Raw genomic sequence first — 16,587 nt, 5'->3', positions numbered from 1 at the left:
TCCCTATCCGACCTCATGCGGCTCATTAATCATTTTGACATCACGGTATTGCAAATCGTAAATCTTTTTATAGTAGCCGCCTTTTTCAAGAAGCTCATGATGTGTTCCCCTTTCACGAATGCGTCCTTTATTAAAAACGAGAATTTCATCGGCGTGTTTCAGTGAAGAAATGCGGTGAGCGACGATAAAGGTTGTGCGGTTTTTCATGACTTCTTTTAAGGCAAGCTGTATGCTGTGCTCCGTTTGCATATCTACTGCACTTGTGGCATCATCCAATATTAAAATGCTCGGGTTCAAGCAAATGGCTCTCGCAATGGCAATTCGCTGTTTCTGCCCGCCGGAAAGCCCCATTCCCCTCTCTCCCAGCATGGTGTCATACCCATCAGGAAGCTCCATAATAAAGTTATGAGCCTGCGCCCTTTTTGCCGCTTCGATGACGTCTTCCATTGAGGCATCCGGCCGCCCATACGAAATATTTGATCTAATCGTAGATGAAAACAGGAAGGATTCTTGAAGTACGACCCCGATATTGGAACGAAGGGTTTTTAACGAATACTCTGTGATGGGTTTGTGATCAATGGTAATCATTCCGCTAACAGGACTGTAAAATCTGGTGAGAAGCTGTGTCACTGAGCTTTTGCCTGAACCTGTCGGGCCCAACAGTCCGATTACCTTCCCGCTGTTTGCCTCAAAGCTTACATTGCACAGCGCGTTTGTTTGTTCTTTCCCGTATGCAAGAGAAACATTTTTGAAATGGACATCTCCGGTTAATTTTTGTTTATGCAAAGCATGAGGATGATCTGTAATGTCTTCTTCTTTTTCCAGAATGTCGAGCAGGCGTTCCCCTGACGCTTTTGCTTGAGAGAACATATTGATGACAAAACCTAAGTTCATAATGGGCCACATCATATAATTGACAAGGCTGAAGAAAGCAACAAGCTCGCCGGGATTGAGCTGATTTTGCATAACCAAGTAACCGCCGTATGAGAGAAGAGCTACAATACAAATGTTACCAATGAACTCCATTAAAGGGAAATACGCAGACCAGATGGATGATGTTTGTAAATACTGCGCCCTGTATTCTGCATTGGCTTTATTGAAAGTGCTGATCTGAAAATCTTCCCTGGAAAGAGATTTAACCGTATTAATGCCGCTGATATTTTCCTGGACTTTTGTATTGAGTTTCGCAAACGATTTGCGGATGCCTCTGAAGGCGGGATGGACTCTTTTGTCAAACCGGTATACCGCAACCGCGAGAAATGGCAGAACAGCTATTGTCACAAGCGTGAGAGGAACAGAATAGTAAAACATAACCGACAGGCTGATGGCTACCAGCAGGCCGAATCGAATGAGCTCAGCGAGACCGTATGATAAGAAAAAACGAAGCCCTTCAACATCAGCAGTCAGCCTGGACATCAAATCTCCTGTTTTCGCGTTATCATAGTAAGAAAAAGAAAGCCGCTGCAGTTTTTCATACAGACCATTTCTCAGCCGATAAACGGATTTGATCCCGAACATATCACCTAAATACTGATGAAAAAAGGTAGCCGTTCCTTTCAAAACCATTACCGCAATAAATCCTAAGCTGACCCACGCCGCAAGCTGATACTGCCGTCCCAGCACGATCTCATCAATCGTAATTTGCAGGATAATCGGATAAACGACAGTAATTGCAGTCATCAAAAGCATGGCTAGAAGCGACCACATAAACACTTTTCTATACGGCCAATAATACATTTTTAATCTTTTAAATGTCTCCATATCCAGCACCTTTCCAACATTTATCATCTTTACTATATCGATACCCGAAATAAATTTCTATTATTTTTCAAAATTTCAGTCTAATTATGGAATGAGTCTCTTACTTTATAGGGAGTACCATATGTAGAATAAACGCTTACAGAAAATCATTGTATGCTGGGGATACTTGGGGATATGCCAATGAAATACAGAAAAACCGGACGGCTGAAATGCCGTCCGGTTTTCATCCCCCGCTGACCGGCGATATGATGGCTACCGTGTCACCTGAAGATACAGAGGTATTTTCTTTTACATAGCTTTCGTTAACGGCAATCATAGCCGTATCAATAGATTCAAGACCGTATTGTTCTTTTAGACTCGCTTTTATTTCATCTGTGGTTGCTTGTTCCATATCTATTTCTATTGCTTGTGTACCGGCCTGTTCAGCAAGCCCTGCAAATAAAAGAATTTTAATCATGCTGCTCTCCCTCGCTTAGGTCTGGTTTTCCGTTCGGATAAGCTGTTGTTTCTAGCTGGTCGCCGATCCATTGCTCACCGTCTTCCCAAATTTCTTTTTTCCAAATCGGCACAATCTGTTTAATGCGTTCAATCGCATACTCATTGGCTTCATATGCGGCTTTTCGATGGGGAGAAGATACAGCAATCACCACCGCTGCTTCACCGATATCGAGCACACCTATACGGTGCGTGATCGCAGCTGAGGCACCTTCCCATTTTTCTTCGATTTCAGCGCCGATTTGAGCAAGCATTTGCACGGCCATCGGTTCATATGCCTCATATTCAAGCCGAACCGTTCTTTTTCCGTTTGTCCATTCCCGAACCGTACCAATAAATGTCGTAATGGCTCCTGCTTCCCGTTTCTCCACTTTTTTGATGATGTCTTCAGTATTAATGGGTGTTTTCGTAATCTCAAACCGTTCCATTATGCAGATTCCTCCTTCAGCTGTGAAAGCACAAAATCCACGGCAACCGGATCATCCGCATGAAAAACGGGTAATCCCTGATGCTCTGTCATATGCTCTTTTTTTCTATAGATGATGGCGATTATATTTACTGCTTGCAGCGCTTCCAGATCTTCCTTTTCACTTAGAATTACCACTTTAGGATAAGGGGCTTTTTTAAAGCCTTCAATCAGAAGACAGTCTGTTTCGAGAAATTGGTATAACTCGATCAGCCGTGCCAAATCCCAATTGCGGCGGGCAGTCAGCTGTAACACACCAGCACCTTCTACCGCTGTTACATCAGCACCTGCCGCCTTGTAACGGTCCGTGTCTTTTCCTTCCGTGAGCGCTTGCGGTTCACCGCCGTGACCATGATGCTTCAGGCAGCCCAAATAGACTCCCTGTTCAGAGGCTTTTTCAAGAATGCGCTCAATAAACGTTGTTTTCCCGCTGTTTTGAAATCCTACAACTTGGACGATCGGGAAAGGACGGACCAAGGCCATTCACTTCCATTCTCTTCTCTGATGAGCAGCACTTGAACCGTTCTGCCAGTTTCGTAGCCTCGCGTGCCGCCCGGCAGGATAATAAATGCATTGGCATCTGCAAGTGATGTGACGGAGCTCGACTTATCTAATCCGACGGGTGTCGCCAACAGCTTCCCTTCCTGATGGTGCACGAGCGCACGAACAAATCGGGTAAATGGGTTCGGCTTCGGAAAATCCTTGGTCAAAACAGCTTCCGCACAAATCGAATGCGGTGTTTCATTGAGCAGCCATGTCTGGATTATCGGTTTGACAAACAGTTCAAAACCGACATAGCATGCCGAAGGATTACCTGAAAGGCCAAACAGCAGCATATCGTTTGCATGCGCCACCGTTGTCACGCTGCCCGGGCGCATGGCAACTTTATTAAACAGCACGTCCGCTCCGAGTTTTTCATAGATCGCAGGCAAAAAGTCAAAGTCACCGACTGACACACCGCCAGTTGTGATCAGGAAGTCCACCTTTTTCATCGCTTCTTTAACTGCAGCAAAGCTTTTATCCAGTTCATCAGAGATTTTCCCTAAATAAAGCGGTGTTGCGCCTGCTTCTATCGCTTGCGCATATACCATACTCGCATTGCTGTTGCGGATTTTTCCCGGTTCCAGCGGATCACTGACATTCAGCAATTCGGTACCGGTTGCGATAATCCCGACTACAGGCTTTCTCACGACAGGCACAGATGCGTATCCGAATGTTGCCAAAAGAGCCGTCACTCCTGGTGTCACCCGGGTACCCTTTGTCAGTAAAACACTCCCTTTTTGAGCGTCCTCACCTGTTTTTGAAATATTATCCCCCGTCTGAAAGCGGCGTTTTAAAGACATAAATGACTTCCCATTCTCCTCAAAGGTTTGAGTCAGTTCAATCATGACGACTGCATCTGCCCCTTCAGGGATTTGCGCGCCAGTCATAATCCGCACGGCCTGAAACGGGCCAAGTTCTTTTTCAGATACTGCCCCAGCTCCAATATGGTCAATAACTTCAAACCGAACTGGGTTTTCACGTGATGCATATGCCGTATCGCACGCTCTGACAGCAAAACCATCGTATGGCGAACGGTCAAACGCAGGGACGTGGTGATCCGCAGTTATATCTTCGGCTAAAAACCGATGAAGGCTGTCTTCAAGCGCCACCCATTCTGTTTCACCTTGTTTTTGAAAATGGCAGACACGCCGAACTGCCTCGTCTACCGGTATCGGTGTTCTTTTCTCCAGCATTCTGACCCCTCCTGTTGTTACAGTCCAATCACTCTTGCCAACACGGAGTTGGCTTCTTTCACATCATTTGTTCCATGCACCAGTGCCCGTCCGTCATTGAAAATGACAATTCTGAAATCCTCGTAAAAAATATGCAGCAAAAACGCATTAGCCTCGACCTTGCCGATTGTTTTCAGCCGCTTAATGAGTTCCTGTTTCGGGATTCTTTTTAATGATTCTGACCTTACCTGCACTGTATCACGGCCGCATAATACAGCAGCTTTTGGTGTATTCCAATCCTGAAGATAAGGATATACCGCATTTGCTCCGCAAGATGGGCAATCCTCACGGCGTACATGATTAACGTTAATCTTCATATGCGAATTGTTCCAGACATCAAATGTCACAAAACCCCGCTGTATTGCTTCTATTTGGCCGGTTAACAGCTTAAATGCCTCAGCCTGCTGATATGCTGAAACGATATGCACAGCAGGCGGAATAATGCCGGCAGTATCACACGTCGCCCCGCCAACAGGAATTTGATCAAACAAACAAGACAGACAAGGGGTTTCTCCGGGAATGACAGTCATGAACATTCCCTGGCTGCTTACACAGGCGCCATAGACCCAAGGTGTCTTTGTTTTCTGGGCAAGATCGTTTATCAGCATGCGGGTTTCAAAATTATCTGTCGCGTCAATCACGACATCTGCTTTTTCAATCAGCGGCTCAAGCGTTTCGGCTGTTCCTTCGGTAACATACGCCTCAATATGTATCTCGCTGTTAATCGCTGATAGATGCTCTTTGGCAGCCATGGCTTTCGGCATGCGGAGTTTGGCATCGCTTTCTGTATAAAGCTGCTGCCTTTGAAGATTGCTCCACTCCACATAGTCACGGTCAATAATGGTAATCGTACCGACTCCCGCTCTCGAAAGCCCTTCAGCTCCTGCAGTGCCGAGCGCTCCCGCTCCGACAATCAGCACATGGCTGTCTGCCAGTCTTTTCTGGCCCTCTTCCCCAATTTGCTTAAATCTGATTTGCCGTGAATAACGTTCCTCCATCAAACCTGTTCTCCTTATCTTTTATGTCATCTTATCATGTTATTGCCCCGTCAGTCCCGCTTGAGGGAGTTCGATTTTTCTTCCAAACAGCTAAAATCATCACGTGTATTAATGTTGATAAACTCTGCCGGGTTTGCTCCGATATTTTCAGCCTGTACGTAACAAACCGAAATTCTGCCTAATAAATCTGATATTCTCAACCTCTTCTCAGAAAGCTGATCGTATAGAACTGGCATGATACGTTTGTGGTAAATCGCAATCAATGGCTGCACTTGTCCGTCTGAAATTGGGACTACCGCGTCCGCACCGGCAGTCATCAGACGTTTGAGCTCCAGCATCGTCCTTCTTTGTATCAGCGGTGTGTCACAGGAAAGAACAGTATAAAGATCACCGTTTGTCTTTTTAAAAGCGGTATATATACCAGCCAATGGCCCCATGCCTTGAAATGGCTTAGCATCTTGATACACTTCATTTTCACCGTTTTCTTGAAATCTATCAATAAATTCGGGACGGCTGATGATAACCGTTTGTTCTCCAAGTGCCTCTTTAGCGCATTCGTAAAGCATCCTGCCCTTCCATTTGACAAACGCCTTCGGTTCTCCAAATCGCCGCGAGGCTCCCCCTGCCAGCAGTACGTTTACATCCTTCATATCATCTCACCTCTAGTTTCGTTAAAAGCATAGCAAAAGCAAAGGCTCAACGCTACTGCTTGTCTGTTTATTAAAGAGGAATAGCTGTTCAGTATTTGCATATTGTAGTGTTAACATCATGAGGGAGATGGTTCGAATGAAAAGATCAGGTCCTTTTTTCCACGACGTGTCTCAGGAGAACCTTTATTTAAAATCCGAGCTTTCAAGGTGCCATAAGCTGATTTCTGAACTTGAAGCAAGCTACTTTCATCAGAAAAATAACAAACTGCTCAAAGAAAATAACGATATGAAAGAAAAGCTCCAGCAGCTGTCTGCCGAATTAACACATATGTCAACAAAAGAAAAACATGCCTCCCACACCAGCCAAACCCTGCACCAAATAAGAGCTGAACTGCTTGATAAAATCGTTGTTTTGCAGGAGCTTCTATCTGCTGAAACCTATAAACGCAGAGCCGAAATCGAAGAAAAACATAAACTTCATATTGCTAAAGTCAAAATCGAAGAAGAAAATAAAAATCTTCATAAACGGATCAGCGAACTTCAAGCCTCAATTGAGCAGGAACAAAATGCACTGCTTCAGGCAAAACAGCAAGCCGAATTGATAAAAGCCGAAAACGGGCGTCTAAAAGAGCAAATGGTAGAAAAAGAATATCAGCTAAAACATATTAAAATAGAAGTTGATCATATGAAAGATCGAATCATAGAAACGAAAGAAAGACTGCTAGACATAGAAAAAACGAAAGAAAAATTATTTCACGAAACTATTATATCGTATAAACGGCAGCTTGATGAAAGCGATGCCTGGATTGCTTCTCATTTTGCCGATATTGATGGCGGCACAAAACAAAAAGAAAAAACGGAAGAAGAAGCTCCAGCGGTATACGCGCAGCCAAATCATGTAGAGACCATCCTTGAAGATGTCACCAAACAGATACATGTGCTTCAAAAACAGCTTGCCCACGCCCAATCATCAGACCAGGCCAAGAGCCATACAATCGAAGAGCTGAAAAACAGAGCCGCTGAAGAAAAGCCTTATCAAAAGTGGGTGTATAAGCTTAATCTTGAAAAAGAAAACAAACCTTCACAGAAAAAACCTCAATAAAAAAACTGCTTGAGCGATGCCAAGCAGTTTTTCTTTATATTTACTCGTTTGCTGATTCTGCAGATTCGATTTCACCCTCTAAAATGTACTGCCCGCGATATGGCTTTTTCACTTCCGGGTACATTTTAATTAAGCTTTGCATAAACGTTGTCATATTAGGGATTTCAAGACCGCTTTCTTTTTCAATCTCTTTTTGAAGCTCCGAGCTCTTAATCGCCGCGTTGTGGCGTTTTAATGTTTTAATAGCAGCTTCACGCAGCTTAGCTGCTTTTGATCCCGGTCTTGCCGTTCCTCTTCTTCTTCGTGTTGTTCCGTCTGGTATACCGGCAGGAAGAGAGGAAATAGATTGAAGCTGAGGCTGAACAGACTGCTGCTGTGATTGCGGCTGATAGCTTCTGATTTCCTGAGCCGCAAGCTCAGCGAGAACCGGCAGAGAGTCAGGTTTTTTTTCAGAACGGAAATCCTTTTTGATTTCGGAAGGGCTTCCATTTCTGTCCAGCTCTCTTAATTTTGCGTATATTTTATCACGTTCAATTTGATATTCACGAATGACTTTCACTTCAGCTTCATTTAATTGTTCTAACCGCAAGCGCAAAGCTTCTCTTTCATTAAACATTCCTCAATGTACCCCCTATCAAAATTAACATCTTTAATTAAGATATTAGATTACAAAAGTAATTTTATCAACTATTATTTTAGCATTTTACTATTATATTTACTCTATGAAAAATTCCTTATTTTCTGAAAAAGTTTTATTTTTCAAAAGAGTCCTTTGTTCTCAAGGGGTCAAGGGTCTTTCTAGTTTATTTGGTATAATGTTGAAAATATATATTTTACTTACTTCTTTAAAGAAATTTAGTGTAATATCTACAATTTTCGAGTTACGAGATATGAGATTTATCTAAAATTGAGGAAAAACATCAAAAATTAGCTGTGTTTTTTAGCGTATCAATCAAACAAATCATCAATTCCTATACCCAAATTTGGAAAAATAAGCTTCTTACTCTTCTTCCATTGCTTTTTGCACAAATAAAAAACCTGATGTGATCAGGTTTTTAGGAAATACTATTTAGTCAGATACCTATTCCGTTTCAGCCAGAACGCGGTTCACACGTTTTTCAAGCATTTTCATACCGCTCCCGCCGGCTTGGAAGTGACGGAGCTGTCCTGTTTTATCAAACACATAATACGCAGGTACGTATTCATTTTCAAATGCATCGGTTAAAGCATGGTCACTGTCAACAAAAATCGGCTGAGTGATATCGTGTTCAGCGGCTGTTTCTTTAATTTTACCAAGGTCAAGATCATCTTCGGAACGAGGCATATGCACAGCTACAACATTCAGCTGATCTTTATATTTATCACGAAATTCATTCACTTGCGGCATCGCTTCTTTGCACAAGTGGCAGCTGATGGACCAGAAATGAATAAGCGTCGGCTTTTCCCCAATCAATTGCTCTCTCGTCACTTCACCATTTAACCAAGCTTTTTCTCCCGTCAATTCCGGCATGGGCTGACGTAATTTCATTGCTTTTCCCTCCTATTTAACAGAAAGGCCTAACGAATATGCTAGACCGCTTTTCGTTCTTGGAAAGAATTAAAGTGTTTTTTGGCCTGGTTTCCAGTTAGCCGGACAGAGTCCGCCAGTTTGCAGCGCCTGGAGAACACGAAGCGTTTCATCAACATCACGTCCAATGTTGTTATGGAAAACAGTTTGGTATTGGAGCTCCCCTTCAGGATTAATAATAAACAATCCGCGCAAAGCCACACCTTCTTCTTCGATTAAAACGCCATATTCCCGGGATACCTCATGGTTTGTATCAGCAGCAAGCGGGTATTTCAGCTGGCCAAGACCGTTTTCTTTGCGGTCTGTATTGATCCAAGCTAAATGAGTATGGATGGTATCAGTTGAAACCCCGATGACTTCTGCATCAAGATCTTCGAACTCGTCATAGCGGTCGGACATTGCTGTAATTTCTGTCGGACAAACAAAAGTAAAGTCCATTGGATAGAAGAACAGCACTGTCCATTTGTCGTTTTTCATGTTTTCCTCAAGACTTACTTTGCCGAATTCTTTGCTTGCAAGGACTGCTTCCATTTCAAAACGAGGAGCTTGTTTACCTACCATACGTTCTGCCATATGTATCCCTCCAATTTATTGTTTGGCTTAAAAGTCGAAATAGCTTGAAAATAAAGGGTTATTAACCATTTTTAGTTATATTGCAATGCCATTATATAAAAGCAGATTTCCTGAGTCAATTTTTAACAAATCATGCATGTCTTTGGCTTCGACATTTTTGAATAAAACGTTTAACATGGTCATGTACAGGGTAACTAGCCTCAATGTGCAGCCATCAATTAGAAAAGGAGCTCAACATGGACTTTATTAAACAATATGATTGGGCGGGACTGATTACAAATGCCGGTGTTCTGCTCATTAAACTCGCCATTATGATATTGCTCTATTTTATCGTTCGATCATTAGGCATGAAAATCATTAAACATCTGTTTGCAAAATTCGAGGAGCAGAATAGCTTGTCTATAGGACGTGCACATACGCTCCGAAGCCTGACTCTTAACATATTTGCTTATACTTTGATTTTTATATTCTTCGTCATGGTTCTAGATTTGTTTCATTATGATCCAAGCGCTCTTTTAGCGGGGGCAGGAATCGTCGGCCTGGCTGTCGGATTTGGCGCCCAAGGGCTTGTCAGTGACATCGTGACAGGTTTTTTTATTTTGCTTGAGAAACAATTGGATGTCGGAGACTATATTACCGTTTCCACCTTTGACGGAATTGTCGAGCAGGTTGGCTTAAGAACAACTCAAATCCGCAGCTTTGACGGAACATTGCATTACATCCCCAACAGAAACATCACAAACGTGAGTAATCATTCTCGTGGTACCATGCAGGCTCTTGTTGATATTAAAGTGCCGGCTGAAAGAAACATTGATGAAATGATTCATATTTTACAGCAGGTTTGTGATGAGACGGCAGCGGCTCTTCCACAAATAAAAGAAGGCCCAAATGTCATCGGGATTCAAGAACTGGGGACTTCTGAAATTGTGATCAGGGTCATTGCCAAAACAGAAAATATGGAACAGTGGCGAGTCGAACGAGTGTTGAGAAAAGAAATAAAGAACGCGTTCGACCGCGCTTTCCCTAAAGAAACAGAATAAATAAAAGAACCGAAGCTTTTTGCTTCGGTTTTTTTATTACTGAATTCTGCTTTCAACTTCGCTGCAAATTTCTTCAGCCGTCATCCCGGAAGCTGTAATGACAGGTGCTTGTGTTACCGTATCGGCTATCCCTTGCACATTATTATCAAGACCTGTTACGACACAGCAGTCACAGCCTTGAGCGTCAGCAGGGCTTTTCATCATTACAACGTCATATCCTTTTTCTTTTAAAGCAGCTTCTACATCTGATAACGATTGTTCAATTCCAATTTTTTTAGCCATTTTTGAACACCTCCGTTTACTAGAGTGCTCATTTTATGGAATTTTATTCTTTCATTTGTACTTAATTGGCATAAACAGAAAAATAACCTGTCATGACATTAACCGCTGTTTCTATCGCATTTTCATCGGGATTCAGCTTAGCGTGATGAAGCCCATGTTCAGAATCAGCGCCGAGCCAGAACATGAAGCCGGGATATTTTTTCAGCATATAGCCAAAATCCTCCCCAGTCATTGCTTCTTTTGCTTCAATTACTGTCGCCAGTTGATGTTCAGCAACAAAAGACATAAATTCTTCTGTTAATCCGCTCGTATTGTAAACTTGGTGATAGACAGACGGATATGTCACTTTTCCTTTGCAGCGGAATCCGATTTCGATTCCTTTCACCACATCTTCAATCCGTTCCTTTACCTGTTTCATCGATTTTTCAGAAAGCGTGCGGATTGTGCCTTCCAGGTGGGCCGTTTCCGCAATGATATTTTGTGCCGAGCCTCCGGTAATGGTACCAACTGTAATAACAGCACTGTCTAGCGGATCTGTGTTTCTAGAGATAATCGTTTGCAGCTGAGTGACAAGTGTACTTGCCGCTACAACCATATCCTCAGCCAAATGCGGATATGCCGCATGTCCCCCTCTGCCTTCCAGATCGATGACTAGCTCTGATGTATTCGCAAATAGAAGGCCGCTTTTTGTCGCAATGGTGCCTACCGGAAGCTCTGGAGCAATATGAAGCGCAGTGATGAAATCAGGCTGCCACTTTTTTAATACATCGCTCTCAAGCATTGGTTCCGCACCGCCAGGCCCTTCCTCTGCCGGCTGAAACAGAAAAAGCAAATCATGTTTGACTGGGTGGTGAACAAAATGATCAATAATGCCGAGTGCAATCGTCATATGCAAATCGTGACCGCAGGCGTGCATGTTGCCGTGATGCTCTGATGCGAATGGAAGACCGGTTTGCTCTTCTATAGAAAGCGCATCGATATCCGCTCTGTACGCCAGCATTTTTTCCGGCGCCGTCCCGTTCACTTTTACAAAAAGCCCTGTTCGCCATTTCTCAATTTCAATTCTGTCTTGCGGATATTGTTCCAAGACATTTAATAAATACTGCTGGGTTTTGAACTCCTGAAATCCAAGCTCCGGTATACGATGCAGATCTCTGCGAATTGCGATGAGCTCCTCTTTCTTCATTTCTATTCCTCCTGCCTATACGAATAAGGCGTGGATATATTATCCACGCCTTTTTTATCAAACTTTTCCTTACAGCTGGCGTAATTCCTGCTTGATTTCAGTTTTGCCTTTTGTTTTTTCATCAATGTCTTTGATTTTTTTAGCTGGTGTGCCTGCAACGACAGTGTATGGCTCAACGTCGTTTACCACGATCGCTCCCGCAGCAACAACAGCTCCTTTACCTACTGTTACGCCTTCAAGCACAACAGCATTTGCGCCGATTACGACGTCGTCTTCAATCACAACCGGTTTAGCGGATGGCGGCTCAATAACGCCCGCAAGTACAGAACCCGCGCCGATATGGCAGTTTTTTCCGACAGTAGCTCGTCCGCCAAGCACAACGTTCATATCAATCATTGTGCCTTCGCCGATGACTGAACCGATATTAATAGAAGCACCCATCATGATGACTGCGTTATCACCAATTTCAACTTGGTCGCGGATGATCGCGCCCGGTTCGATACGCGCTTTGATGTTTTTAAGATCAAGCATTGGGATCGCAGAATTGCGGCGGTCATTTTCAACCACATAGTCTTCGATTTTGCTTTGGTTTTCTTCGATTGCTGTTTGGATTTCGCTCCACTCACCGAAAACGACACCAGTGTTTCCGTTGATAAAAGCTTTCGCAGATTCGCCGAAATTGATTCCTTCCAGCTCACCTTTCACGTAAACCTTTACAGGTGTAGATTTTGTACTATTTTGAATAAATGAAATAATTTCATTTGCGTCCATCATTTTCATATGTATAGTCCTCCTCCTGATTTTCTACCTCATTACTGTATCAAAGGAAAGATACAAAGACAAGAAAAAAAGGAACAGCCGTTTTAGCAGTTCCCAGTTAGTGATCAGACAGCGCACCCGCTTTTCTTTGCGAATTGTCTCCCGAAGTTTATTAATTCTTCCTCTTCTTCACCTTCTGGATTATTTTCGATTTTTACCGAAGGCAGCACAATGTCTCCACCGCGTTCTTTTATTTTTGCCTCTAGCGTATCAACCGCTCTGCAGAAAAATTCATATGCTGTATCACCGGAACCGAATACAGCGCAAGTTTTTCCGGAAAAATCAATCTCCCCCATGTCTTCAGCCAGATCTAAAAATTCATCAGGCAGATCTCCGTCTCCCCATGTGTAGGTTCCCATTATGATATGGTCATAATCGGTAAACAGCTGGGCATCATCAATATCCATTGCTTCGAAACGGTCTACTTCTGCTTCCGCCTCCTGAAGCCCCTTTTCAATCAAATCTGCCATTGCTTCAGTGTTGCCTGACATTGTTGCATAAACGAGCAAAATCTTCGCCAATTCCTTGTTCCTCCTCTAATGAATCATTGCTGAAACTTCGTACGGCTGGACAAATTTACATTCATACAAGCCTGCGCAAAAGAAATTCTCTTTCTGATTGGCCACTCTCCATCCATGCCCCTTAATGGTATCGAACCATTTTAACGATCGGGCTTCGAGATCAACCTGGTAAATTCTTGAAAAACCATTTTCATCTTGTGTTGTAGTGACATATATAATGCCATCATCCTCTGAAAGATCAAGAAATGATTCTTCTATTCTGATCATGCTGGATTGAATGATGAATTCTTCACCATTCAAAAGATTCCGTACAGTGACAGCACCGTGCTTTCCTTTCACAGAACCCATCGCCGCCACCAGCCAATTTTCATTGAACACGAGCATGGATGCCGTCATCCGGTTTTTTTCTTTTTTGACAATTTGGACATTGTCACGCTTAATGTCGTAAGCCCAAATGCCGCCAAAATATTCGTGTATTTGCGTGCCAATAAAAAGATTGCCCCCGTGAAGACATAGCGACCGGATAACAGGGGGATTATGAAATTCGGCAAAAGGTTTGGCTACGCGCCATGAGACACCAAAATCATCCGATACATAAATACAATGCTTACCGTGGGCGCAGACAAACCCGTTGTTTCTGCCGGTAATCGCCCACACTGTTGCATTTGTCGGAAAGCTCGACATCGTCCAGGTTTTCCCTTCATCAGCCGAACGAATGACTGTTCCCTTTTCACCAACGCCAAATAAGTAAGGCCCTATGTAGCTGATACAGTGTATCTTACTTTTCAAACGAAAAAGCTTTCTCCAGCCCTGCTCCAAAGAATAATGAAAAATGCCTTCTCTTTGTACCGCCACAAAATATCCAGAAAACGCCGATGCCGTAACAGCAGTTGCTCCTTTATGAAACATGGCTTTTTTCCTTGTTCATATAATCTGCCCATGCAAGAAAACCTCTCGCAAACGCTCGGCAGCTTTCCACATCTTCATCTGTTTCAGGCGCTAATTCAATTTTTAGTGTTTCCTGGTAAACAGCAGCTCCCGCCTCTTGCAGCATGGCATTGAACAAATTCACCGCTTCGCAAAACTTTGGATAAGAATAATCGCCAGACCCGAAGCAGGCTGTTTTTAAACCATTAAGCTGAAGCTGTTTGACCTCTTCGAAAAAATCCTCCGCTTCGTAGGGCAAATCGCCGTCCCCCCACGTATAGGTGCCAATCAGTACATAATCATAGGAGGTTAAACAAGACGCATCCGCATCGTCTATCTCGACACAATCGATATCCAACGCATATTCCTGAAGCGTATCTTTTATTATGAAGGCAATGTCTTCTGTATTTCCTGACATGCTGGCATATGTAATCAAGGCTTTAGCCATGTTATCACCCCATTAATTGATAATGATTTTCAATATCATATGTATCACTTTAAATGATAATGATTTTCATTGTCAACAGATAAATAAAAAAAAGACAGCACCTCGCTGTCTTTAAAATGGATTTTCCTGATCCAGCATATCCTTTATCACTTGTACAAAAGCTTGAACTTGTTTCAGTTCAAAGGCAGGCTCATAGCCTAATAACCATGTATCCCGACCGATCGGATGCCCTTTCATGTCTAAAAGAGGCATTTTATTCACTTTATCTTCATTTTGAAGGGTAACAGACGGCAAAATAGCATAACCGATTCCGTGCAGCGCCATCTGTTTGCACGTTTCAATCTGATCAACCAATATCGTCTGTTTCGGCGACGTTTTAAATTTTTGATGCCACCAGTGCTGAATTTCCTGAAAATAAGTGCTGTCACTTTTAAACTGGATAAACGGCCGTTCTGTATGGGCAATATCTTCGATGCAGGAAATTTCAGTATCCACTAAATACAGATGATCTGTCATTAAGTAATCTTTGCGCCCCTTCCACTCAGGGTTGCCTCTTATAATGCCGATATGAACCTGATCCTCATACAAGCTTTTCAGCATTTCGCTGCTCCACCCGGTTATGAGCGAGATCTTTGCATTCGGATACTTTTCCACATACGTCTTCAGGACTTTAGGGAGCCAATGCTGACCGATTATGGAGGCGACGGCAAGCTTCAATGTGCCGTGAATTTCACCTTCAAGCTCGTCAATATTTTCTCTTATTCTTTCCTGCTCTAATGTCACATCATTCGCAAACTGAATGATTTTCTCACCGGCGGGCGTTACCGTTAATCCTTTTTGTGATCTTAAAAAGATTTTTGTTCCCCACGCCTTTTCAATGGTTTGTAAGCGCTGAGATAAAGCCGGCTGAGATACAAAAAGCCGTTCTGCCGCCTTTCTCATATTTAATTCCTCAGCTAAAACTACGAGCATATGAAGCTCTTGAAGCTGCATGTCGTCCTCCTTTTTGTTATCAATAAGTTTTTCTTATCTCCCATTCTAATAAAATCTTAGTTTCTTATTCAAGCCCTATTCTCGTTTAAATTATGTATGCGCTTTCTTTTTTTCGCTCTGGCTATATAATAAAAATAGGCCGTACAGCCTACTTATTCAACGAGCGTATATGCTTATTCAATTCCTTTAAAACGACTCTTCTCGTAAAAATCCCTTCAAATACCTGCTCGTCATTTTCAACACAGACAAATCCGTTATTAATGACCATGCCGAATCCCTTCATAATCGGATCATTGATATGAAGGCGCGGAATGTCGGTCAGCATGACTTCCTCAACAGTGATTTGGTCAAGCTTTTCAAACTCAATTCGCTCAAGTCCAAAAATACTGTTCATGATCATATTTGTCCCGATTAAGCCATGTAAACGATAGGAAGGATCCAGAACCGGGATGGCTGTGTATCCGGTTTTTGTCAATACTAATAATGCGTGCTCAAGGTTATTTCCGACTTGCACGTGCGCTACTTTGTCCGCCTCAATCATAAATTGTCCGACTGTTGCCTCAAGAAGTTGATCTGATTGTAAGCTTATCATGTTTTCGACCCCTTTTCATTTTCATCATCAATACATTCCCTATATTGCAATAATATAAACTTTATCAGTATTTGTCGAAAAGTTTCCTTTCAATAAAAAAGATACTCTTTGTGGAGTATCAATTATAGGGTGTCCCATTAATTTTCAAATCGAAATCGGTCGTATAGCGTTACAAGTTTTTTGTAGGTGGTTCCGTCAACGTTTTTGGTCCCTGTCTCTATATCGTTGATCTCACTGCTTAATAGCTCGATGGCATACTCATGGTTGATCAGGATATTCAGCAGAAGTTTTTGTTCTTCTTCTGTAAATCGTTCACCGATAAGACTCATTCGCAATCAGGCCCCCTGTTTTATACTGAATACCTCTGAAAGCAAGACAACTTACTTTCAGCT

The 16,587-nt window shown here is 42.8% G+C and carries 21 protein-coding genes; 2 read left to right on the top strand and 19 right to left on the bottom strand.

Features of this window, described 5'->3' with window-relative positions:
• Positions 1-3: 3 nt before the first annotated feature.
• From NX903_RS07145 to NX903_RS07115, 7 genes are all read right to left on the bottom strand, one after another.
• On the bottom strand, positions 4-1,761 hold the full coding sequence (locus NX903_RS07145; protein ID WP_086343791.1) for an ABC transporter ATP-binding protein: 1,758 nt from the start codon (positions 1,759-1,761) through the stop codon (positions 4-6).
• A 223-nt stretch (positions 1,762-1,984) separates the two neighbouring features.
• Complete coding sequence (gene moaD / locus NX903_RS07140; RefSeq protein ID WP_341109502.1) at positions 1,985-2,218, bottom strand: molybdopterin converting factor subunit 1; 234 nt, start codon at positions 2,216-2,218, stop codon at positions 1,985-1,987.
• On the bottom strand, positions 2,211-2,684 hold the full coding sequence (locus NX903_RS07135) for a molybdenum cofactor biosynthesis protein MoaE (protein ID WP_015715811.1): 474 nt from the start codon (positions 2,682-2,684) through the stop codon (positions 2,211-2,213). Before NX903_RS07135 ends, moaD begins: the two co-directional genes overlap by 8 nt.
• A complete protein-coding gene (mobB, locus tag NX903_RS07130) occupies positions 2,684-3,205 on the bottom strand; it encodes a molybdopterin-guanine dinucleotide biosynthesis protein B (RefSeq protein WP_086343790.1) in 522 nt (173 codons plus the stop codon). The genes NX903_RS07135 and mobB overlap by 1 nt, the downstream gene beginning before the upstream one ends.
• A complete protein-coding gene (locus tag NX903_RS07125) occupies positions 3,166-4,458 on the bottom strand; it encodes a molybdopterin molybdotransferase MoeA (RefSeq protein WP_086343789.1) in 1,293 nt (430 codons plus the stop codon). Before NX903_RS07125 ends, mobB begins: the two co-directional genes overlap by 40 nt.
• Before the next feature lie 17 nt (positions 4,459-4,475).
• Positions 4,476-5,495 carry a molybdopterin-synthase adenylyltransferase MoeB gene (locus tag NX903_RS07120; RefSeq protein WP_086343788.1) on the bottom strand — a complete coding sequence of 340 codons (1,020 nt, stop codon included), beginning with the start codon at positions 5,493-5,495 and terminating at the stop codon, positions 4,476-4,478.
• Positions 5,496-5,545: 50 nt separating this feature from the next.
• On the bottom strand, positions 5,546-6,145 hold the full coding sequence (locus tag NX903_RS07115) for a molybdenum cofactor guanylyltransferase (RefSeq protein WP_086343787.1): 600 nt from the start codon (positions 6,143-6,145) through the stop codon (positions 5,546-5,548).
• A 136-nt stretch (positions 6,146-6,281) separates the two neighbouring features.
• Here NX903_RS07115 and cse15 point away from each other — a divergent pair, with 136 nt between their 5' ends.
• On the top strand, positions 6,282-7,247 hold the full coding sequence (cse15, locus tag NX903_RS07110) for a spore protein Cse15 (RefSeq protein WP_024571970.1): 966 nt from the start codon (positions 6,282-6,284) through the stop codon (positions 7,245-7,247).
• 40 nt (positions 7,248-7,287) lie between these two features.
• Here the strand turns inward: cse15 and rok are convergent, their stop codons facing one another.
• The 3 genes from rok to ahpA all read right to left on the bottom strand — a co-directional run bounded on the left by rok (position 7,288) and on the right by ahpA (position 9,387).
• The gene (gene rok, locus NX903_RS07105) at positions 7,288-7,863 is read right to left on the bottom strand and encodes a transcriptional regulator Rok (protein ID WP_003232378.1); all 576 of its coding nucleotides are present in this window, start codon (positions 7,861-7,863) and stop codon (positions 7,288-7,290) included.
• 465 nt (positions 7,864-8,328) lie between these two features.
• The gene (gene ykuV / locus NX903_RS07100) at positions 8,329-8,775 is read right to left on the bottom strand and encodes a thiol-disulfide oxidoreductase YkuV (RefSeq protein WP_014476671.1); all 447 of its coding nucleotides are present in this window, start codon (positions 8,773-8,775) and stop codon (positions 8,329-8,331) included.
• Between the two features lie 69 nt (positions 8,776-8,844).
• Complete coding sequence (ahpA, locus tag NX903_RS07095) at positions 8,845-9,387, bottom strand: biofilm-specific peroxidase AhpA (RefSeq protein WP_003245371.1); 543 nt, start codon at positions 9,385-9,387, stop codon at positions 8,845-8,847.
• Between the two features lie 236 nt (positions 9,388-9,623).
• Between ahpA and mscT the strand changes: the two genes are divergently transcribed.
• A complete protein-coding gene (gene mscT / locus NX903_RS07090; protein WP_003244994.1) occupies positions 9,624-10,427 on the top strand; it encodes a small-conductance mechanosensitive channel protein MscT in 804 nt (267 codons plus the stop codon).
• Positions 10,428-10,463: 36 nt separating this feature from the next.
• Here the strand turns inward: mscT and NX903_RS07085 are convergent, their stop codons facing one another.
• The 9 genes from NX903_RS07085 to abbA all read right to left on the bottom strand — a co-directional run bounded on the left by NX903_RS07085 (position 10,464) and on the right by abbA (position 16,530).
• Positions 10,464-10,709, bottom strand: coding sequence for a YkuS family protein (locus tag NX903_RS07085; RefSeq protein ID WP_003232382.1), 246 nt, complete (start codon positions 10,707-10,709; stop codon positions 10,464-10,466).
• A gap of 61 nt (positions 10,710-10,770) precedes the next feature.
• The gene (locus NX903_RS07080; protein WP_046380993.1) at positions 10,771-11,895 is read right to left on the bottom strand and encodes an N-acetyldiaminopimelate deacetylase; all 1,125 of its coding nucleotides are present in this window, start codon (positions 11,893-11,895) and stop codon (positions 10,771-10,773) included.
• Positions 11,896-11,964: 69 nt separating this feature from the next.
• Positions 11,965-12,675: a 2,3,4,5-tetrahydropyridine-2,6-dicarboxylate N-acetyltransferase gene (gene dapD, locus NX903_RS07075; protein ID WP_003218680.1), complete on the bottom strand. Its 711-nt coding sequence runs from the start codon at positions 12,673-12,675 to the stop codon at positions 11,965-11,967.
• A 104-nt stretch (positions 12,676-12,779) separates the two neighbouring features.
• The gene (locus NX903_RS07070; protein WP_086343786.1) at positions 12,780-13,235 is read right to left on the bottom strand and encodes a flavodoxin; all 456 of its coding nucleotides are present in this window, start codon (positions 13,233-13,235) and stop codon (positions 12,780-12,782) included.
• A gap of 15 nt (positions 13,236-13,250) precedes the next feature.
• The gene (locus NX903_RS07065) at positions 13,251-14,144 is read right to left on the bottom strand and encodes a WD40/YVTN/BNR-like repeat-containing protein (protein WP_086343785.1); all 894 of its coding nucleotides are present in this window, start codon (positions 14,142-14,144) and stop codon (positions 13,251-13,253) included.
• On the bottom strand, positions 14,134-14,610 hold the full coding sequence (locus tag NX903_RS07060; protein ID WP_086343784.1) for a flavodoxin: 477 nt from the start codon (positions 14,608-14,610) through the stop codon (positions 14,134-14,136). The genes NX903_RS07065 and NX903_RS07060 overlap by 11 nt, the downstream gene beginning before the upstream one ends.
• A gap of 111 nt (positions 14,611-14,721) precedes the next feature.
• Positions 14,722-15,603 carry a transcriptional regulator CcpC gene (gene ccpC, locus NX903_RS07055; RefSeq protein WP_003232387.1) on the bottom strand — a complete coding sequence of 294 codons (882 nt, stop codon included), beginning with the start codon at positions 15,601-15,603 and terminating at the stop codon, positions 14,722-14,724.
• A 148-nt stretch (positions 15,604-15,751) separates the two neighbouring features.
• Positions 15,752-16,195: a cyclic-di-AMP-binding protein CbpB gene (gene cbpB / locus NX903_RS07050; RefSeq protein WP_003218674.1), complete on the bottom strand. Its 444-nt coding sequence runs from the start codon at positions 16,193-16,195 to the stop codon at positions 15,752-15,754.
• Positions 16,196-16,332: 137 nt separating this feature from the next.
• Positions 16,333-16,530, bottom strand: a complete 198-nt coding sequence (gene abbA / locus NX903_RS07045) for an AbrB antirepressor AbbA (RefSeq protein WP_010886502.1) — start codon at positions 16,528-16,530, stop codon at positions 16,333-16,335.
• Positions 16,531-16,587: the final 57 nt, after the last annotated feature.

It is taken from the genome of Bacillus sp. FSL R5-0576 (assembly GCF_038004765.1).
Taxonomy (GTDB): domain Bacteria; phylum Bacillota; class Bacilli; order Bacillales; family Bacillaceae; genus Bacillus; species Bacillus subtilis.
Note: the sequence above shows the minus strand (reverse complement) of the source record. Positions and strands in the feature narration are given on the sequence as shown.